This window comes from Enterobacter sp. V89_11 (assembly GCF_029967775.1).
Classification (GTDB): Bacteria; Pseudomonadota; Gammaproteobacteria; order Enterobacterales; family Enterobacteriaceae; genus Enterobacter; species Enterobacter ludwigii.
The window spans coordinates 70868-87020 of record NZ_JASCAN010000017.1 but is presented as its reverse complement, the minus strand read 5'-3'; the positions used below and the strand labels follow the sequence as shown (position 1 = coordinate 87020).

At 55.4% G+C, this 16153-nt stretch carries 13 protein-coding genes; 11 read left to right on the top strand and 2 right to left on the bottom strand.

All coding sequences use genetic code 11. The annotated features are described in order from the left end of the window. The first annotated feature begins 28 nt into the window (after positions 1 to 28). The 4 genes from QLG09_RS14680 (at position 29) to QLG09_RS14665 (ending at position 3264) form a co-directional block, all read left to right on the top strand. Entirely contained in the window at positions 29 to 1258 is a 1230-nt protein-coding gene (locus QLG09_RS14680) for a winged helix-turn-helix domain-containing protein (protein WP_044857922.1), read from the top strand. Positions 1259 to 1303: 45 nt separating this feature from the next. Continuing rightward, positions 1304 to 1486 carry a protein YcaR gene (gene ycaR / locus QLG09_RS14675; protein ID WP_006174474.1) on the top strand — a complete coding sequence of 61 codons (183 nt, stop codon included), beginning with the start codon at positions 1304 to 1306 and terminating at the stop codon, positions 1484 to 1486. After that, positions 1483 to 2229: a 3-deoxy-manno-octulosonate cytidylyltransferase gene (kdsB, locus tag QLG09_RS14670; protein ID WP_014169394.1), complete on the top strand. Its 747-nt coding sequence runs from the start codon at positions 1483 to 1485 to the stop codon at positions 2227 to 2229. The genes ycaR and kdsB overlap by 4 nt, the downstream gene beginning before the upstream one ends. Positions 2230 to 2370: 141 nt before the next feature. Continuing rightward, the gene (locus tag QLG09_RS14665; protein WP_014169395.1) at positions 2371 to 3264 is read left to right on the top strand and encodes a YcbJ family phosphotransferase; all 894 of its coding nucleotides are present in this window, start codon (positions 2371 to 2373) and stop codon (positions 3262 to 3264) included. Here QLG09_RS14665 and elyC read toward each other — a convergent pair. Then, positions 3241 to 4020 carry an envelope biogenesis factor ElyC gene (gene elyC / locus QLG09_RS14660; protein WP_059306074.1) on the bottom strand — a complete coding sequence of 260 codons (780 nt, stop codon included), beginning with the start codon at positions 4018 to 4020 and terminating at the stop codon, positions 3241 to 3243. The genes QLG09_RS14665 and elyC overlap by 24 nt on opposite strands. 124 nt (positions 4021 to 4144) lie before the next feature. Here elyC and cmoM point away from each other — a divergent pair, with 124 nt between their 5' ends. From cmoM to QLG09_RS14625, 7 genes are all read left to right on the top strand, one after another. Next, a complete protein-coding gene (gene cmoM, locus QLG09_RS14655; protein ID WP_032677804.1) occupies positions 4145 to 4924 on the top strand; it encodes a tRNA uridine 5-oxyacetic acid(34) methyltransferase CmoM in 780 nt (259 codons plus the stop codon). A gap of 3 nt (positions 4925 to 4927) precedes the next feature. Next, on the top strand, positions 4928 to 6250 hold the full coding sequence (gene mukF, locus QLG09_RS14650; protein WP_014169399.1) for a chromosome partition protein MukF: 1323 nt from the start codon (positions 4928 to 4930) through the stop codon (positions 6248 to 6250). Further along, on the top strand, positions 6231 to 6935 hold the full coding sequence (gene mukE, locus QLG09_RS14645) for a chromosome partition protein MukE (protein ID WP_014169400.1): 705 nt from the start codon (positions 6231 to 6233) through the stop codon (positions 6933 to 6935). Before mukF ends, mukE begins: the two co-directional genes overlap by 20 nt. Next, positions 6935 to 11386 (top strand): chromosome partition protein MukB, encoded by a 4452-nt coding sequence (mukB, locus tag QLG09_RS14640; RefSeq protein WP_282489013.1) that lies wholly within the window; start codon positions 6935 to 6937, stop codon positions 11384 to 11386. The genes mukE and mukB overlap by 1 nt, the downstream gene beginning before the upstream one ends. 176 nt (positions 11387 to 11562) lie before the next feature. After that, the gene (gene ldtD / locus QLG09_RS14635; protein ID WP_014169402.1) at positions 11563 to 13386 is read left to right on the top strand and encodes a L,D-transpeptidase; all 1824 of its coding nucleotides are present in this window, start codon (positions 11563 to 11565) and stop codon (positions 13384 to 13386) included. 176 nt (positions 13387 to 13562) lie between these two features. Beyond that, a complete protein-coding gene (locus tag QLG09_RS14630; protein ID WP_014169403.1) occupies positions 13563 to 14114 on the top strand; it encodes a YcbK family protein in 552 nt (183 codons plus the stop codon). Positions 14115 to 14134: 20 nt separating this feature from the next. Continuing rightward, on the top strand, positions 14135 to 14782 hold the full coding sequence (locus QLG09_RS14625; protein ID WP_020884810.1) for an MBL fold metallo-hydrolase: 648 nt from the start codon (positions 14135 to 14137) through the stop codon (positions 14780 to 14782). 50 nt (positions 14783 to 14832) lie between these two features. Here QLG09_RS14625 and aspC read toward each other — a convergent pair whose 3' ends face one another. Further along, positions 14833 to 16023 (bottom strand): aspartate transaminase, encoded by a 1191-nt coding sequence (gene aspC / locus QLG09_RS14620; protein ID WP_020884809.1) that lies wholly within the window; start codon positions 16021 to 16023, stop codon positions 14833 to 14835. Between the last annotated feature and the right edge of the window lie 130 nt (positions 16024 to 16153).

Below are 16153 nucleotides of genomic sequence, written 5' to 3'. Positions count from 1 at the left end.
GGTGGCGCTTTGACTGACAGGAAAACGCATGTCTTTACCGCAACTCTCGCTTTCAGCCGCACGTCATTTGCACCTTGCCGCGCAGGGGCTGCTCAAAAAGCCCCGCCGCCGCGCGCAGCCCGCCGATATTCTCTCTACCGTTCAGCGCATGTCGCTCCTTCAAATTGACACCATTAATATCGTGGCCCGTAGCCCTTACCTTGTGCTGTTTAGTCGACTGGGGAATTATCCGCCTCAGTGGCTGGATGACGCGCTCAGTAAGGGGGACTTAATGGAGTACTGGGCGCACGAGGCCTGTTTCCTGCCGCGCAGCGATTTTGCCCTGGTTCGCCATCGCATGCTGGCCCCCGAAAAGATGGGCTGGAAATACCGCCAGGAATGGATGCAGGAGCACGCGACTGAAATAGCACAGCTTATCGAGCATATTCAGCAAAACGGCCCTGTACGTTCCGCCGATTTTGAACATCCGAGAAAAGGGACCAGCGGCTGGTGGGAGTGGAAGCCGCACAAACGCCACCTTGAAGGACTGTTTACGTCCGGCAAAGTCATGGTGATTGAACGGCGTAATTTTCAGCGCGTGTATGACCTGACGCACCGCGTGATGCCCCACTGGGACGATGAGCGTGACTTACTTACCCAGGAGGCAGCGGAAGCCATCATGCTGGAGAACAGCGCCCGCAGTCTGGGCATTTTCCGGCCGCAGTGGCTGGCGGATTACTATCGCCTTCGCCAGCCGGCCCTGAAACCGCTGCTGGAAATGTGGCAGCGTGAACATCGTGTTATCCCCGTCACGGTAGAAACCCTCGGGGACATGTGGCTGCATTCGGATCTCCTCCCGCTTTTACCCCAGGCTCTGGACAGTAAGCTTCAGGCAACCCACAGCGCGGTGTTATCGCCTTTCGATCCGGTCGTGTGGGACAGAAAACGGGCCGAACAGCTGTTTAATTTCAGCTATCGGCTTGAGTGTTACACCCCCGCGCCAAAGCGTCAGTACGGCTACTTTGTGTTGCCTCTGCTGCACAAAGGGCAACTGGTCGGTCGAATGGACGCCAAAATGCACCGCAAAACCGGCACGCTGGAGATTATCGCGCTCTATCTTGAAGAGGGGATCAAGACCACCGCGGCGCTGGAAAAAGGATTAACCTCCGCCATTAGCGAATTCGCATGCTGGCAGGGGGCCCACGACGTGGCGCTGGGTCGGGTGCCTGACGGGTTGTTTAGCACCTGTCGACGTGGCTGGGAAACAGACACTCCCTGAAAAAGGAATGTGTTAAGCTTTAGCGATTACCCATACGGAGGAACTATGGATCACCGTTTACTTGAAATTATTGCCTGCCCGGTGTGCAACGGCAAACTTTACTACAGCCAGGACAAACAAGAGCTGATTTGCAAGCTGGACAGTCTGGCATTTCCGCTGCGCGACGGTATTCCGGTATTGCTGGAAAACGAAGCCCGCTCCCTGGTGGCAGAAGAGAGCAAACCATGAGTTTTGTTGTCATTATTCCTGCGCGTTATGCATCAACCCGTCTGCCGGGTAAACCGCTGGTGGATATCAACGGCAAACCGATGATTGTGCATGTCCTTGAACGTGCGCGTGAGTCCGGTGCTGAGCGCGTTATCGTGGCAACCGATCATCCGGACGTTGCCCGTGCGGTTGAGGCGGCTGGTGGAGAAGTGTGCATGACCCGCGCCGATCACCAGTCCGGCACAGAGCGGCTGGCAGAAGTGGTTGAGAAATGCGGTTTTAGTGATGATACCGTCATCGTTAACGTACAGGGCGACGAGCCGATGATCCCGGCGGTCATTATTCGCCAGGTGGCGGAAAACCTGGCGCAGCGCCAGGTCGGTATGGCTACACTCGCGGTTCCTGTGCTCCACGCTGAAGAGGCGTTTAATCCGAACGCGGTGAAAGTGGTGATGGATGCCGAGGGCTATGCGCTCTACTTCTCTCGCGCCACTATTCCCTGGGATCGTGATCGTTTTGCGGTTTCAAAAGAGACCATTGGTGATTCATTCCTGCGTCATCTGGGGATCTACGGCTACCGCGCTGGCTTTATTCGTCGTTATGTCACCTGGGCACCCAGCCCGCTGGAGCATATCGAAATGCTGGAGCAGCTCCGCGTGCTCTGGTACGGGGAAAAAATTCACGTTGCCGTTGCGCAGGAAGTGCCAGGTACGGGTGTTGACACCCCGGAAGATCTTGAGCGCGTCCGCGCCGAATTGCGTTAATAGCGCCCGCATCCCTCCTTACGGGGGGATGTTCTCTCCCGGTTATTTTCCCTTTCTTTTCCATAATTGATCTCTGTCGGGTGACATCTTCTGTCCGCGCGCTCATTATAAAAGCAGTAGTCTTAATGGGGGTAATCTCATATGGAACAGCTGCGTGCTGAACTGAGCCATCTGCTGGGTGAGAAGTTAAGCAGGGTTGAGTGTGTGAACGAAAAAGCAGATACCGCACTCTGGTCGTTATATGACAGCCAGGGAAACCCAATGCCGCTGATGGCCCGAAGTTTTACCTCGCCGGGCGTTGCAAGGCAGCTGGCCTGGAAAATGTCGATGCTTGCGCGACAAGGGACCGTCCGCATGCCGACGGTGTATGGCGTGATGACGCATGAAGAACACCCCGGCCCCGATGTCCTGCTGATTGAGCGGTTACGTGGCGTGCCTGTGGAAGCGCCTGCTCGTTCACCGGAACGCTGGGAACAGCTGAAAGATCAGATTGTCGAGGCGCTGCTGGGCTGGCACAGACAAGACAGCGGTGGGCTCGTCGGGCCGGTAGACAGCACCCAGGAAAACCTGTGGCCACTGTGGTACCGCCAGCGGGTCGAAGTGTTGTGGGGCACCCTTAATCAGTTTAATAACACCGGTTTGACCATGCAGGACAAACGTATTTTGTTCCGCACCCGGGAGTGTTTGCCCGCGCTGTTTGACGGCTTTAACGACAACTGCGTGCTGGTTCACGGCAATTTTACCCTGCGCAGCATGCTGAAAGACCCTCGCAGCGACCAGCTTCTGGCAATGGTAGGACCGGGGATCATGCTCTGGGCACCGCGCGAGTACGAGTTGTTCAGGCTCAGCGACAGCGGGGCCGCAGAGGGGTTACTCTGGCATTATCTCCAGCGGGCGCCGGTTGCAGAAGCGTTTCTCTGGCGCCGCTGGCTCTATCTGCTCTGGGATGAAGTGGCGCAACTGGTCAATACTGGCCGTTTTAATCGCGCCAACTTCGATCTCGCCACGAAATCACTCCTGCCCTGGCTCGCCTGACGCGCCTTTTAGCCATTGCCAGAGGCGTCCAAGTGTTTCGTAACCGACACGATCGCTGTGCATCAGCCATACCGGGGACGGGATCGCCCGTTCCCACGGGTTAAGCGGCGCGTCGATGGCCATCTGGTTAGCCGGCGCGGGGAGGGGATGCAGGCCAACTCTTTCGAAGAAAATCATCGCCCGCGGCAGGTGCGAGGCGGACGTAACCAGCAGGAACGGGGCATCGCCAATCGCCTGCTTCACGGCGGCAGCTTCTTCTTCAGTGTCTTTTGGGCTGTCCAGCGTGATGATAGCGGAACGCGGTACACCCAGCGATTCAGCCACTCTGGCTCCGGCTTCGGCCGTGCTGACCGGGTTTGTTTTTGCCGCCGCACCGGTAAAGATCATTTTCGATCCCGGATTCGCCAGCCACAGGCGAATACCTTCGTTCAGTCGAGGCAGGCTGTTGTTAATCAGGTTTGAACTGGGGGCCCAGTTCGGATCCCAGGTGTACCCCCCACCCAGCACCACGATATACTTCACCTTCTGATGACCCTGCCATGTCGGGTACCTGTTTTCGACAGGGCGTAACAGGCTATCCGCAACCGGCTGCAGACTCAGCAGCAGCAGAACCAGCCAGCCGACGGTAATAAGCGTTTTGCCACTTTTCTGAAAGCGACTAAACCACACCAGCGCCAGCCCCAGCGCAATGATGATAAGCAGCAGTGGAAGGGGAAGCATCATCCCCCCAATGTATTTCTTCAGGGTAAAAAGCATCCTTTTTGGTTCCTTTTTTAACCATATAGCAGGTGATTACTCGTGATATTACACCAGAGAGGTTCATTCTCCGCGCGGGTGTGACAAAATAGCGGTTTTGCAGTTAGCGAGTGGAACTCTCCCAATGCGGGATCGCAATTTTGATGACATCGCGGAAAAGTTTTCGCGCAACATTTATGGCACCACGAAAGGGCAGTTGCGTCAGACGATCCTCTGGCAGGATCTGGACAACATCCTGGCCTCGTTTGAGGGGCAAACGTTGCGCGTGCTGGACGCTGGCGGCGGTGAAGGGCAGACGGCTATTAAAATGGCCCAGCGCGGTCATCACGTAACGCTTTGCGATCTTTCTGCTGAGATGATCGCGCGTGCGACGCGTGCCGCAGAAGAGAAAGGTGTGAGCGACAACATGCATTTTATACAATGCGCCGCTCAGGACATCGCACAGCATTTGGAAACCCAGGTTGATCTGATATTGTTTCATGCAGTGCTGGAGTGGGTTGCCGATCCGCAAAGCGTGTTACGCACCCTGTGGTCGATGTTGCGCCCGGGCGGTACGCTGTCATTGATGTTCTACAATGCTAACGGCTTCCTGATGCACAACATGGTTGCGGGTAACTTCGACTATGTTCAGGTCGGGATGCCAAAAAAGAAAAAACGCACGCTTTCCCCGGATTATCCGCGCGATCCGCAGCAGGTGTATGGCTGGCTGGAAGAGATTGGCTGGCAGATAACCGGGAAAACGGGCGTCAGGGTGTTTCATGATTATCTGCGTGAAAAACACAAACAGCGTGACTGTTTTGACACCTTAACAGAATTGGAAACGCGGTATTGCCGTCAGGAACCTTTTGTCAGTCTTGGCCGCTATATTCACGTCACCGCGCACAAGCCGCAGATGCAAGGATAACCTATGAGTGAATTTTCCCAGACAGTCCCCGAACTGGTTGCCTGGGCCAGGAAAAACGATTTCTCCATCTCGCTGCCGGTAGACAGACTCTCTTTCCTGCTGGCGGTTGCCACGCTGAACGGCGAACGGCTGGATGGCGAAATGAGCGAGGGTGAACTGGTGGATGCGTTCCGCCATGTCAGTGATGCGTTTGAGCAAACCAGCGAAACCATTAGCGTGCGTGCCAACAACGCAATCAACGATATGGTGCGTCAACGTCTGCTGAACCGCTTTACCAGCGAGCAGGCGGAAGGAAACGCCATCTATCGTCTGACGCCACTGGGTATTGGCATCACCGATTACTACATCCGCCAGCGTGAATTTTCCACGCTGCGTCTTTCCATGCAGCTCTCGATTGTGGCGGGTGAACTTAAGCGCGCCGCCGATGCAGCGGATGAAAACGGTGACGAATTCCACTGGCACCGTAACGTCTATGCGCCGCTGAAATATTCGGTGGCAGAGATTTTCGACAGCATCGATCTGACCCAGCGTCTGATGGATGAACAGCAGCAACAGGTAAAAGACGATATCGCACAGTTGCTGAATAAAGACTGGCGTGCGGCCATCTCCAGCTGTGAAATGTTGCTGTCGGAAACCTCGGGTACGCTGCGTGAACTGCAGGATACGCTGGAAGCGGCAGGGGATAAGCTTCAGGCGAACCTGCTGCGCATCCAGGATGCGACCATGGCCCATGACGATCTGCATTTTATTGACCGTCTGGTGTTCGATCTGCAGAGCAAACTCGATCGTATTATTAGCTGGGGTCAGCAGTCGATTGACCTGTGGATCGGTTATGACCGTCACGTGCATAAATTTATCCGTACCGCGATCGATATGGATAAAAACCGCGTCTTTGCTCAGCGTCTGCGCCAGTCGGTACAGACCTATTTCGATGCGCCATGGGCGCTGACTTACGCCAGTGCCGATCGTCTGCTGGATATGCGCGACGAAGAGATGGCCCTGCGCGATGAAGAAGTGACCGGTGAACTGCCACCGGATCTGGAATATGAAGAGTTCAACGAAATTCGTGAGCAACTTGCGGCGATGATCGAAGAACAGCTCGCTGTCTACAAAACCAGACAAGTGCCGCTGGATCTTGGGCTCGTGGTGCGCGACTATCTGGCGCAATATCCTCGCGCGCGCCACTTCGACATCGCCCGCATCGTGGTAGACCAGGCCGTGCGTCTGGGCGTCGCGCAAGCAGATTTCACCGGGCTGCCGCCGAAGTGGCAGCCGATTAACGATTACGGAGCCAAGGTACAGGCGCATGTCATTGACAAATATTGAACAAGTGATGCCAGTTAAGCTGGCACAGGCGCTGGCGAATCCGTTGTTTCCGGCGCTGGACAGCCAACTGCGTGCCGGTCGTCACATTGGCTTAGACGAGCTGGACAATCACGCCTTTTTGATGGACTTCCAGGAGTACCTGGAAGAGTTTTACGCCCGCTATAACGTGGAGCTCATCCGCGCACCGGAAGGGTTTTTCTACCTGCGTCCACGTTCCACAACCCTGATTCCGCGTTCCGTGCTCTCTGAGCTGGATATGATGGTCGGCAAAATTCTTTGTTACCTCTATCTCAGCCCGGAGCGTCTGGCAAATGAAGGCATCTTCACCCAGCAGGAGCTTTACGACGAGCTGCTGGCGCTGGCGGATGAGAGCAAGCTGCTTAAGCTGGTGAATAACCGCTCCACCGGCTCGGATCTTGACCGCCAGAAATTGCAGGAAAAAGTTCGCTCTTCCCTTAACCGACTGCGTCGTCTGGGCATGGTCTGGTTTATGGGCCATGACAGCAGCAAATTCCGCATCACGGAATCTGTCTTCCGCTTCGGCGCCGATGTGCGTGCGGGCGACGATGCGCGTGAAGCGCAGCTTCGCATGATCCGCGACGGTGAAGCGATGCCGGTGGAAAACCATTTGCAGCTCGATGATGAGCATGAAGAGAATCTGCCGGATAGCGGGGAGGAAGAGTAATGATTGAACGCGGTAAATTTCGCTCACTAACGCTGATTAACTGGAACGGCTTCTTTGCCCGGACGTTCGATCTGGATGAGCTGGTTACGACGCTCTCCGGTGGTAACGGTGCGGGTAAATCCACCACCATGGCGGCGTTTGTTACGGCACTGATCCCCGATCTGACGCTGCTCCATTTCCGTAACACCACCGAAGCGGGGGCGACCAGCGGCTCTCGCGATAAAGGCCTGCACGGTAAGCTCAAAGCAGGCGTCTGTTATTCGGTTCTGGACGTGATTAACTCCCGACATCAGCGTGTGGTGGTGGGGGTACGTCTGCAGCAGGTCGCAGGCCGTGACCGTAAAGTGGACATTAAACCGTTTGCCATCCAGGGTCTGCCAACCTCCATGCAGCCCACAGCGCTGCTGACGGAAACCCTGAATGAGCGCCAGGCGCGCGTGCTGACGTTGCAGGAGCTGAAAGATAAGCTCGAAACCATCGAAGGCGTGCAGTTCAAGCAGTTCAACTCCATTACGGATTACCACTCCCTGATGTTCGATCTGGGCGTTGTGGCGCGTCGTCTGCGCAGCGCGTCTGACCGTAGCAAATACTACCGTTTGATCGAAGCATCGCTGTACGGTGGTATCTCCAGCGCCATTACCCGCTCCCTGCGCGACTACCTGTTACCGGAAAACAGCGGCGTGCGTAAGGCCTTCCAGGATATGGAAGCTGCGCTGCGTGAAAACCGCATGACGCTCGAAGCCATTCGCGTGACGCAGTCTGACCGTGACCTGTTTAAGCATCTGATTAGCGAGGCCACCAACTACGTGGCGGCGGACTATATGCGTCACGCCAATGAACGTCGTGTCCATCTCGATCAGGCGTTAGAGTACCGCCGCGAACTGTTCACCTCCCGTAAACAGCTGGTGGCTGAGCAGTATAAGCACGTCGAAATGGCGCGTGAACTGGGCGAGCACAACGGTGCCGAAGGCGATCTGGAAGCCGATTACCAGGCTGCCAGCGATCACCTGAACCTGGTGCAGACCGCCCTGCGTCAGCAGGAGAAGATCGAGCGCTACGAAGCGGATCTCGATGAGCTGCAAATTCGTCTCGAAGAGCAAAATGAAGTGGTGGCGGAAGCTGCCGACATGCAGGAAGAGAACGAGGCACGTGCTGAGGCCGCCGAGCTGGAAGTGGATGAGCTGAAAAATCAGCTGGCCGATTACCAGCAGGCGCTGGATGTGCAGCAGACGCGTGCAATTCAGTATACCCAGGCACTTCAGGCGTTACAGCGTGCAAAAGAGCTGTGTCATCTGCCTGACCTCACCCCGGAAAGCGCTGACCAGTGGCTGGATACCTTCCAGGCCAAAGAGCAGGAAGCGACCGAGAAACTGCTCTCGCTTGAACAGAAGATGAGCGTCGCGCAAACGGCGCACAGTCAGTTTGAGCAAGCGTACCAGCTGGTTGTGGCAATTAACGGACCGCTTGCGCGTAACGAAGCGTGGGAAGTTGCCCGTGAACTGCTGCGCGACGGTGTGAACCAGCGCCATCTGGCCGAGCAGGTTCAGCCGCTGCGTATGCGCCTGAACGAACTGGAACAGCGTCTTCGCGAACAGCAGGAAGCCGAGCGTATGCTGGCGGAGTTCTGTAAGCGCCAGGGCAAAAATTACGATTTCGATGATCTTGAAGCTCTGCATCAGGAGCTCGAAGCGCGTATTGCTGCGCTTTCCGATTCCGTATCCAACGCCAGTGAACAGCGCATGACGCTGCGCCAGGAGATGGAACAGCTTCAGTCCCGTTCTAAGGTGCTGCTGCAGCGTGCCCCAGTCTGGCTGGCTGCCCAAAGCAGCCTGAACCAGCTCAGTGAACAGTGCGGCGAACAGTTTGAGTCCAGCCAGGACGTGACCGAATATCTGCAACAATTGCTTGAGCGCGAGCGCGAGGCGATTGTTGAGCGCGATGAAGTCGGCGCCCGTAAACGCGAGATCGATGAAGAGATTGAGCGCTTAAGCCAGCCTGGTGGTTCGGAAGATTCGCGTCTGAACGCTCTGGCTGAACGTTTTGGCGGCGTGCTGTTGTCCGAAATCTATGACGATGTCGGTCTGGACGATGCGCCGTACTTCTCAGCCCTGTATGGCCCATCACGTAACGCGATTGTGGTCCCGGATCTGTCGCTGATTGCTGACCAGCTGGCAGGACTGGAAGATTGCCCGGAAGACCTCTATTTAATCGAAGGGGACCCGCAGTCGTTCGATGACAGCGTATTCAGCGTCGATGAGCTGGAAAAAGCGGTTGTCGTCAAAATCGCCGATCGTCAGTGGCGTTATTCTCGCTTCCCTGAGCTTCCGCTGTTTGGTCGCGCAGCGCGTGAAAACCGGATTGAAAGTCTGCACGCCGAGCGTGAGACGCTGTCTGAACGTTTTGCGACCCTGTCGTTTGACGTGCAGAAAACTCAGCGTCTTCATCAGGCGTTCAGCCGCTTTATCGGCAGCCATCTGGGCGTGGCGTTTGAAGCTGACCCGGAAGCCGAAATTCGCAAGCTCAACACCCGTCGCGGCGAGCTTGAGCGTGCGATCTCAAACCATGAAAATGACAACCAGCAAAGTCGCGTTCAGTTCGAACAGGCGAAAGAGGGCGTTGCGGCCCTTAACCGCATCCTGCCTCGCCTGAATCTGCTGGCAGATGACACGCTGGCTGACCGCGTGGATGAGATTCAGGAACGTCTGGATGAAGCTCAGGAAGCGGCACGTTTTGTTCAGCAGTACGGTAATCAGCTGGCGAAGCTCGAACCAATGGTCTCCGTGTTGCAGAGCGATCCGGAGCAGTTCGAGCAGTTAAAAGAAGATTACGCCTGGTCGCAGCAGGTGCAGCGCGAAGCGCGCCAGCAGGCGTTTGCCCTGACGGAAGTGGTGCAGCGCCGGGCCCACTTCGGCTACTCCGATTCCGCGGAGATGCTGAGCGGTAACAGCGATCTCAATGAGAAGCTGCGTCAGCGCCTTGAACAGGCTGAAGCGGAACGTACTCGCGCCCGTGATGCGATGCGTAGCCACTCGGCACAGCTGAACCAGTACAATCAGGTCCTGGCCTCGCTGAAAAGCTCCTTCGACACCAAGAAAGAGCTGTTAAACGATCTTCAGAAAGAGTTACAGGACATTGGCGTCCGTGCTGACAGCGGAGCAGAAGAGCGGGCGCGTATCCGTCGTGATGAACTGCATGCGCAGCTCAGTAATAACCGCGTACGTCGTAATCAGCTGGAAAAAGCGCTGACCTTCTGTGAAGCGGAAATGGATAACCTGACTCGTCGCCTGCGCAAGCTGGAGCGTGATTATCACGAAATGCGTGAGCAGGTCGTGACCGCGAAGGCGGGCTGGTGCGCCGTCATGCGGATGGTGAAAGACAATAACGTTGAACGCCGTCTGCATCGTCGCGAGCTGGCCTATCTCTCTGCGGATGAACTGCGCTCTATGTCGGATAAGGCGCTGGGTGCCTTGCGTCTGGCGGTGGCGGATAACGAACACCTGCGCGATGTGCTGCGTATGTCCGAAGATCCGAAACGCCCTGAGCGTAAGATCCAGTTCTTCGTGGCCGTTTATCAGCACCTGCGTGAGCGTATTCGTCAGGACATCATTCGTACCGACGATCCGGTCGAAGCCATTGAGCAGATGGAAATCGAACTGGGCCGCCTGACGGAAGAGTTGACCTCCCGCGAGCAGAAGCTGGCTATCAGTTCCCGCAGCGTGGCGAATATCATCCGTAAAACCATCCAGCGCGAGCAGAACCGAATTCGCCAGCTGAACCAGGGCTTGCAGAGCGTATCGTTTGGTCAGGTGAACAGCGTGCGTCTGAACGTGAACGTGCGTGAAGCGCACTCGACGCTGCTGGAAGTGTTGTCTGAACAGCACGAACAGCATCAGGATCTGTTCAACAGCAACCGTCTGACCTTCTCCGAAGCGCTGGCGAAACTGTATCAGCGCCTTAATCCGCAGATTGACATGGGGCAACGCACGCCGCAAACCATTGGTGAAGAGCTCCTGGATTACCGTAACTACCTGGAAATGGAAGTGGAGGTTAACCGTGGTTCAGACGGCTGGCTCCGTGCGGAGTCCGGTGCACTCTCTACCGGTGAAGCTATCGGTACCGGGATGTCGATTCTGGTGATGGTGGTCCAGAGCTGGGAAGATGAAGCACGTCGTCTGCGCGGCAAAGATATCTCCCCATGTCGACTGCTGTTCCTGGATGAAGCGGCGCGTCTTGACGCCCGCTCAATTGCCACGCTGTTTGAACTCTGTGAGCGTCTTGATATGCAGCTCATTATCGCAGCGCCGGAGAACATCAGTCCTGAGAAAGGTACCACGTATAAACTGGTGCGTAAGGTATTCCAGAATACCGAACACGTTCACGTGGTCGGGTTACGTGGTTTTGCCCCACAGCCGCCAGAATCCTTACCTGAAACAACGGCAGACGCGTCCTGAGGCGTTTTCTAACCGTGAGCGGCGCACCAGCGCCGCTTTTTTTTCGCTTAACTTGTGTTTAAGGCTGCGTTATCTTTAAACTTCTTTACATAAGGTAAGGCAACAGGTTTGCCGTCACCCTATAATAAAAGAAAGCCCCAACGTAATGGGCATGTCGTGAAAACAGGGGGCAAGGGATGTTGCTAAAGAAAAAATGTGGTCGTCAGCTGTCTGCGCTAAGTTTATGCCTGGCAGTGACGTTTGCTCCACTGTTAACCGCTCAGGCCGACGAGCCTGAAATTGTGCCGACTGACAGCACAGCAACGACTGGCACACAGCCAACGTCGCTGTCTCAACCGCTGGAGCAGTCTCCTGCGACGGCCATCATGGCCGGTATTAAACCGTTGCCAGAAGGCATCGACGCGGAATCGCTTCGCCAGCAGTTGCTGTCTGGGCTGCCAGCAGGCTACACGCCTGTCTATACCAGTCAGCTCACGCTGCTCTATGCGGCGCGTGACATGAAACCCATGTGGGAAAACCGTGATGCGGTGCGCGCCTTCCAGCAACAGCTGGCAGAAGTCGCCATTGCAGGGTTCCAGCCGCAGTTCACAAAATGGGTTGAGCTCTTAACCGATCCTGCTGTCACCGGGCAGGCGCGGGACGTGGTGCTTTCCGATGCCATGATGGGGTATCTCCAGTTTGTGGCCGGTATTCCGGTCAATGGTAACCGTTGGTTGTACAGCGATAAGCCTTACAAGCTGGCGACTCCGGCACTGTCGGTAATTAACCAGTGGCAACTGGCGCTGGATAGTGGCGATCTGCCGCGCTTTATTGCGAGCCTCGCGCCGGCACATCCGCAATACGCGACCATGCATCAGTCGCTTCTGGAACTGGTCGGGGATTCACGTCCATGGCCGCAGATGCGTGGTACCGCGACGCTGCGTCCTGGACAGTGGAGCAGCGATGTGCCTGCCCTGCGTGAGATCCTCAAACGCTCCGGTATTCTGGATAGCGGGCCTAAAATTGCCCTGCCGGGTGACGATGCGCAAAGCGTCGTTGTCAGCCCGTCAGCCCCGGTGAAAGAGAAAAAAGCCGCCGTTCTGAGTGATAAGCCCGCGGCCTACGATCGGGAGCTGGTTGCAGCGGTTAAGCAGTTTCAGGCTGCTCAGGGGCTGGGTGCTGATGGCGTGATTGGCCAGTCAACGCGCGACTGGCTGAACGTCTCACCTGCGCAGCGGGCAGGGGTGCTGGCGCTCAATATCCAGCGTTTACGCTTGCTGCCAGGGACTCTCTCTACCGGCATCATGGTGAATATTCCGGCGTATTCGCTGGTCTATTACCAGAACGGCAGTGAAGTGCTGGCGTCACGCGTGATTGTGGGACGTCCCGATCGCAAAACGCCGATGATGAGCAGTGCACTGAACAACGTGGTGGTTAACCCGCCGTGGAACGTACCGCCGACGCTGGCACGTAAAGACATTCTGCCCAAGGTCTGGAACGATCCGGGCTACCTGGAACGCCATGGCTATACGGTAATGCGCGGCTGGAACAGCAAAGAGGCGATAGACCCCTATATGGTCGACTGGTCAACCATTACCGCGTCTAATCTGCCATTCCGGTTCCAGCAGGCACCCGGTGCACATAACTCGCTCGGACGCTACAAGTTCAATATGCCGAGTTCAGATGCTATCTATCTGCACGATACGCCGAACCACAATCTGTTCCAGAAAGACACCCGCGCGCTGAGTTCAGGCTGTGTACGTGTCAATAAAGCCTCGGAGCTGGCTAATATGCTGTTGCAGGATGCAGGCTGGAACGATACGCGCATCTCTGACGCCCTGAAGCAGGGGGATACGCGTTACGTTAATATTCGTCATAATATTCCGGTCAATCTTTATTATCTGACGGCGTTTGTGGGTGAGGACGGGCGGACGCAGTATCGTACAGATATTTACAATTATGATCTCACGGCGCGATCCGGCGCACAAATTTTGCCAAAAGCTGAACAATTAATCAGGTAAATGAAGCAGTTCGGGAAAATAGGTTGTCGTAAGTAATGGTGAATGCGGGGCTATATGGCTGGAGGCCGCGTATTTACTGGGGTTGGGTGCCTTGACGTAGTCAGCTTTGCCAGTTAAGGTGCCCTTCGTGCGCTAAGCATATTTACGATAAACATTGACCTGTAGACCTGATTATCATGGACAAATTTGACGCTAATCGCCGCAAACTGCTGGCGTTAGGTGGTGTTGCGCTCGGCGCAGCGGCCATCTTGCCGACGCCAGCATTTGCCACCCTCTCGACACCTCGTCCGCGAGTTTTAACGCTCAACAATCTCCACACCGGTGAGTCGTTAAAAGCGGAGTTCTTCGATGGCAGAGGCTATATTCAGGATGAATTAGCAAGACTTAACCATTTTTTCCGTGATTTCCGCGCGAATAAAATAAAAGCCATCGACCCAGGACTGTTTGATCAGTTATTCCGCCTTCAGGGCCTGCTGGGTACCAGCAAGCCAGTGCAGCTTATTTCTGGTTATCGCTCTGTTGATACCAATAATGAACTGCGCGCCCACAGCCGTGGGGTAGCGAAAAAAAGCTATCACACGAAGGGACAGGCAATGGATTTCCATATTGAAGGCGTTTCGTTAGCCAATATTCGCAAAGCTGCGTTATCTATGCGCGCAGGTGGTGTAGGATATTACCCAAGTAGCAACTTTGTGCATATTGATACCGGTCCGGTCCGGCACTGGTAATAACGAAACACAGGAGCAGTATGAACTATCGTATTATTCCGGTTACTGCATTCTCCCAGAATTGTTCATTAATCTGGTGTGAGCAAACCAAACTGGCCGCGCTTGTCGATCCCGGCGGTGACGCTGAGAAAATCAAGCAGGAAGTCGCTGATAGCGGTGTCACGCTGATGCAGATTTTACTGACGCATGGTCATCTTGATCATGTTGGTGCGGCGGCGGAGCTGGCACAGCACTTCGGTGTGCCTGTGATCGGTCCGGAAAAAGAAGATGAGTTCTGGCTGCAGGGTTTACCAGCCCAGAGCCGCATGTTTGGCCTTGATGAGTGTCTGCCCCTGACGCCCGATCGCTGGCTAAATGAAGGAGAGCGCGTTAACGTAGGGAATGTGACTTTACAGGTGTTGCATTGTCCTGGGCATACGCCAGGCCATATTGTCTTCTTTGATGACCAGTCCCGTCTGCTGATTTCCGGCGATGTGATTTTCAAAGGTGGCGTAGGACGCAGCGATTTTCCACGTGGCGACCACGGACAGCTGATTCAGTCGATTAAACAGAAGTTGTTGCCGCTGGGCGATGATGTGACGTTTATCCCTGGACACGGTCCGATGTCGACGCTGGGTTATGAACGACTCCATAACCCGTTCCTTCAGGACGAAATGCCTGTCTGGTAACCAGAATAAAAAAAAGCCTGCATTATGCAGGCTTTTTTTATGGGTGCAATTTACAGCACGGCGACGATGGCTTCGCACAGCGGCGCCATATTGTCTGGGGTCATGCCTGCAACGTTGACGCGGCCAGACGCCACGGCGTAGACGCCAAACTCTTCACGCAGACGCAGAACCTGTTCTTTGGTCAGGCCGCTGAAAGAGAACATACCGTTCTGCTTAATAATAAAGCTGAAGTCACGGTCAGCGCCTTTCTCCGCAAGGGTGTTCACAAACAGCAGACGCATGCGCTGAATACGCTGACGCATATCGTTCAGCTCTTGTTCCCAGATAGCACGCAGTGCATCGTTGCTCAGGATAGTCGCAACGACAGAGGCACCGTGTGCAGGCGGGTTAGAGTAGTTAGCGCGGATCACGGATTTCATCTGGCTGAATGCACGATCAACGGTTTCAGTATTCGCCGCAACCAGCGTACAGGCACCGACACGCTCATTGTACAGACCGAAGTTCTTGGAGTAAGAGCTTGCCACGATCAGTTCCTGATGCACGGCAGCAAAAGCGCGCAGACCTTCCGCATCTTCTTCCAGACCACGGGCGAAGCCCTGGTATGCAAAGTCAAACAGCGGCAGCCAGCCTTTTTCTACGGAGAGCTTCGCCAGCTGTTCCCACTGTTCCAGCGTTGGATCAATACCGGTTGGGTTGTGGCAGCAGCCGTGGAACAGCACCACATCACCCGCCTGAGCCTCGTTCAGGCTGGCCAGCAGACCGTCGAAGTCCAGAGAGTGGTTAGCCGCGTCGTAGTAAGCATATTCGCGGACTTCCAGGCCTGCAGAGTTGAATACGCTCTTGTGGTTTGGCCAGCTTGGGTTGCTCACCCAGACACGCTTAACAGAGGTGTTTTTCGCAAGGAAATCCGCCGCGACGCGCAGCGCGCCGGTACCGCCAGGAGTCTGTGCTGTACGCGCACGCTTGTCGCTCACAATTGCACTGCCTTTGCCGAACAGCAGTTCCTGAGTGCAACGACCAAATTCAGGGATACCATCAATACCGAGGTAATTTTTGGTGGTTTCATTTTCCAGCAGATACTGCTCAGCTTTTTTAACGCTGGTCAGCACCGGGGTTTTGCCGGTTTCATCTTTATATACACCAATACCCAGGTTGATTTTACCAGGGCGGTCGTCGGCACGAAACAGATCGGCCAGGCCCAGAATAGGGTCGGCAGGAGCGGCGGTAATGTTCTCAAACATGACGAAGTTCCATTGTGATTACAGAAGTGAAATCCGCTATCAGGTTAACGGTAGATTTACAAAATGCCAACCGTTTGCGACAAAAAGCGTGCGGCTTTTCAAAAGTCGCCATTTTTTGCTATCAGACATA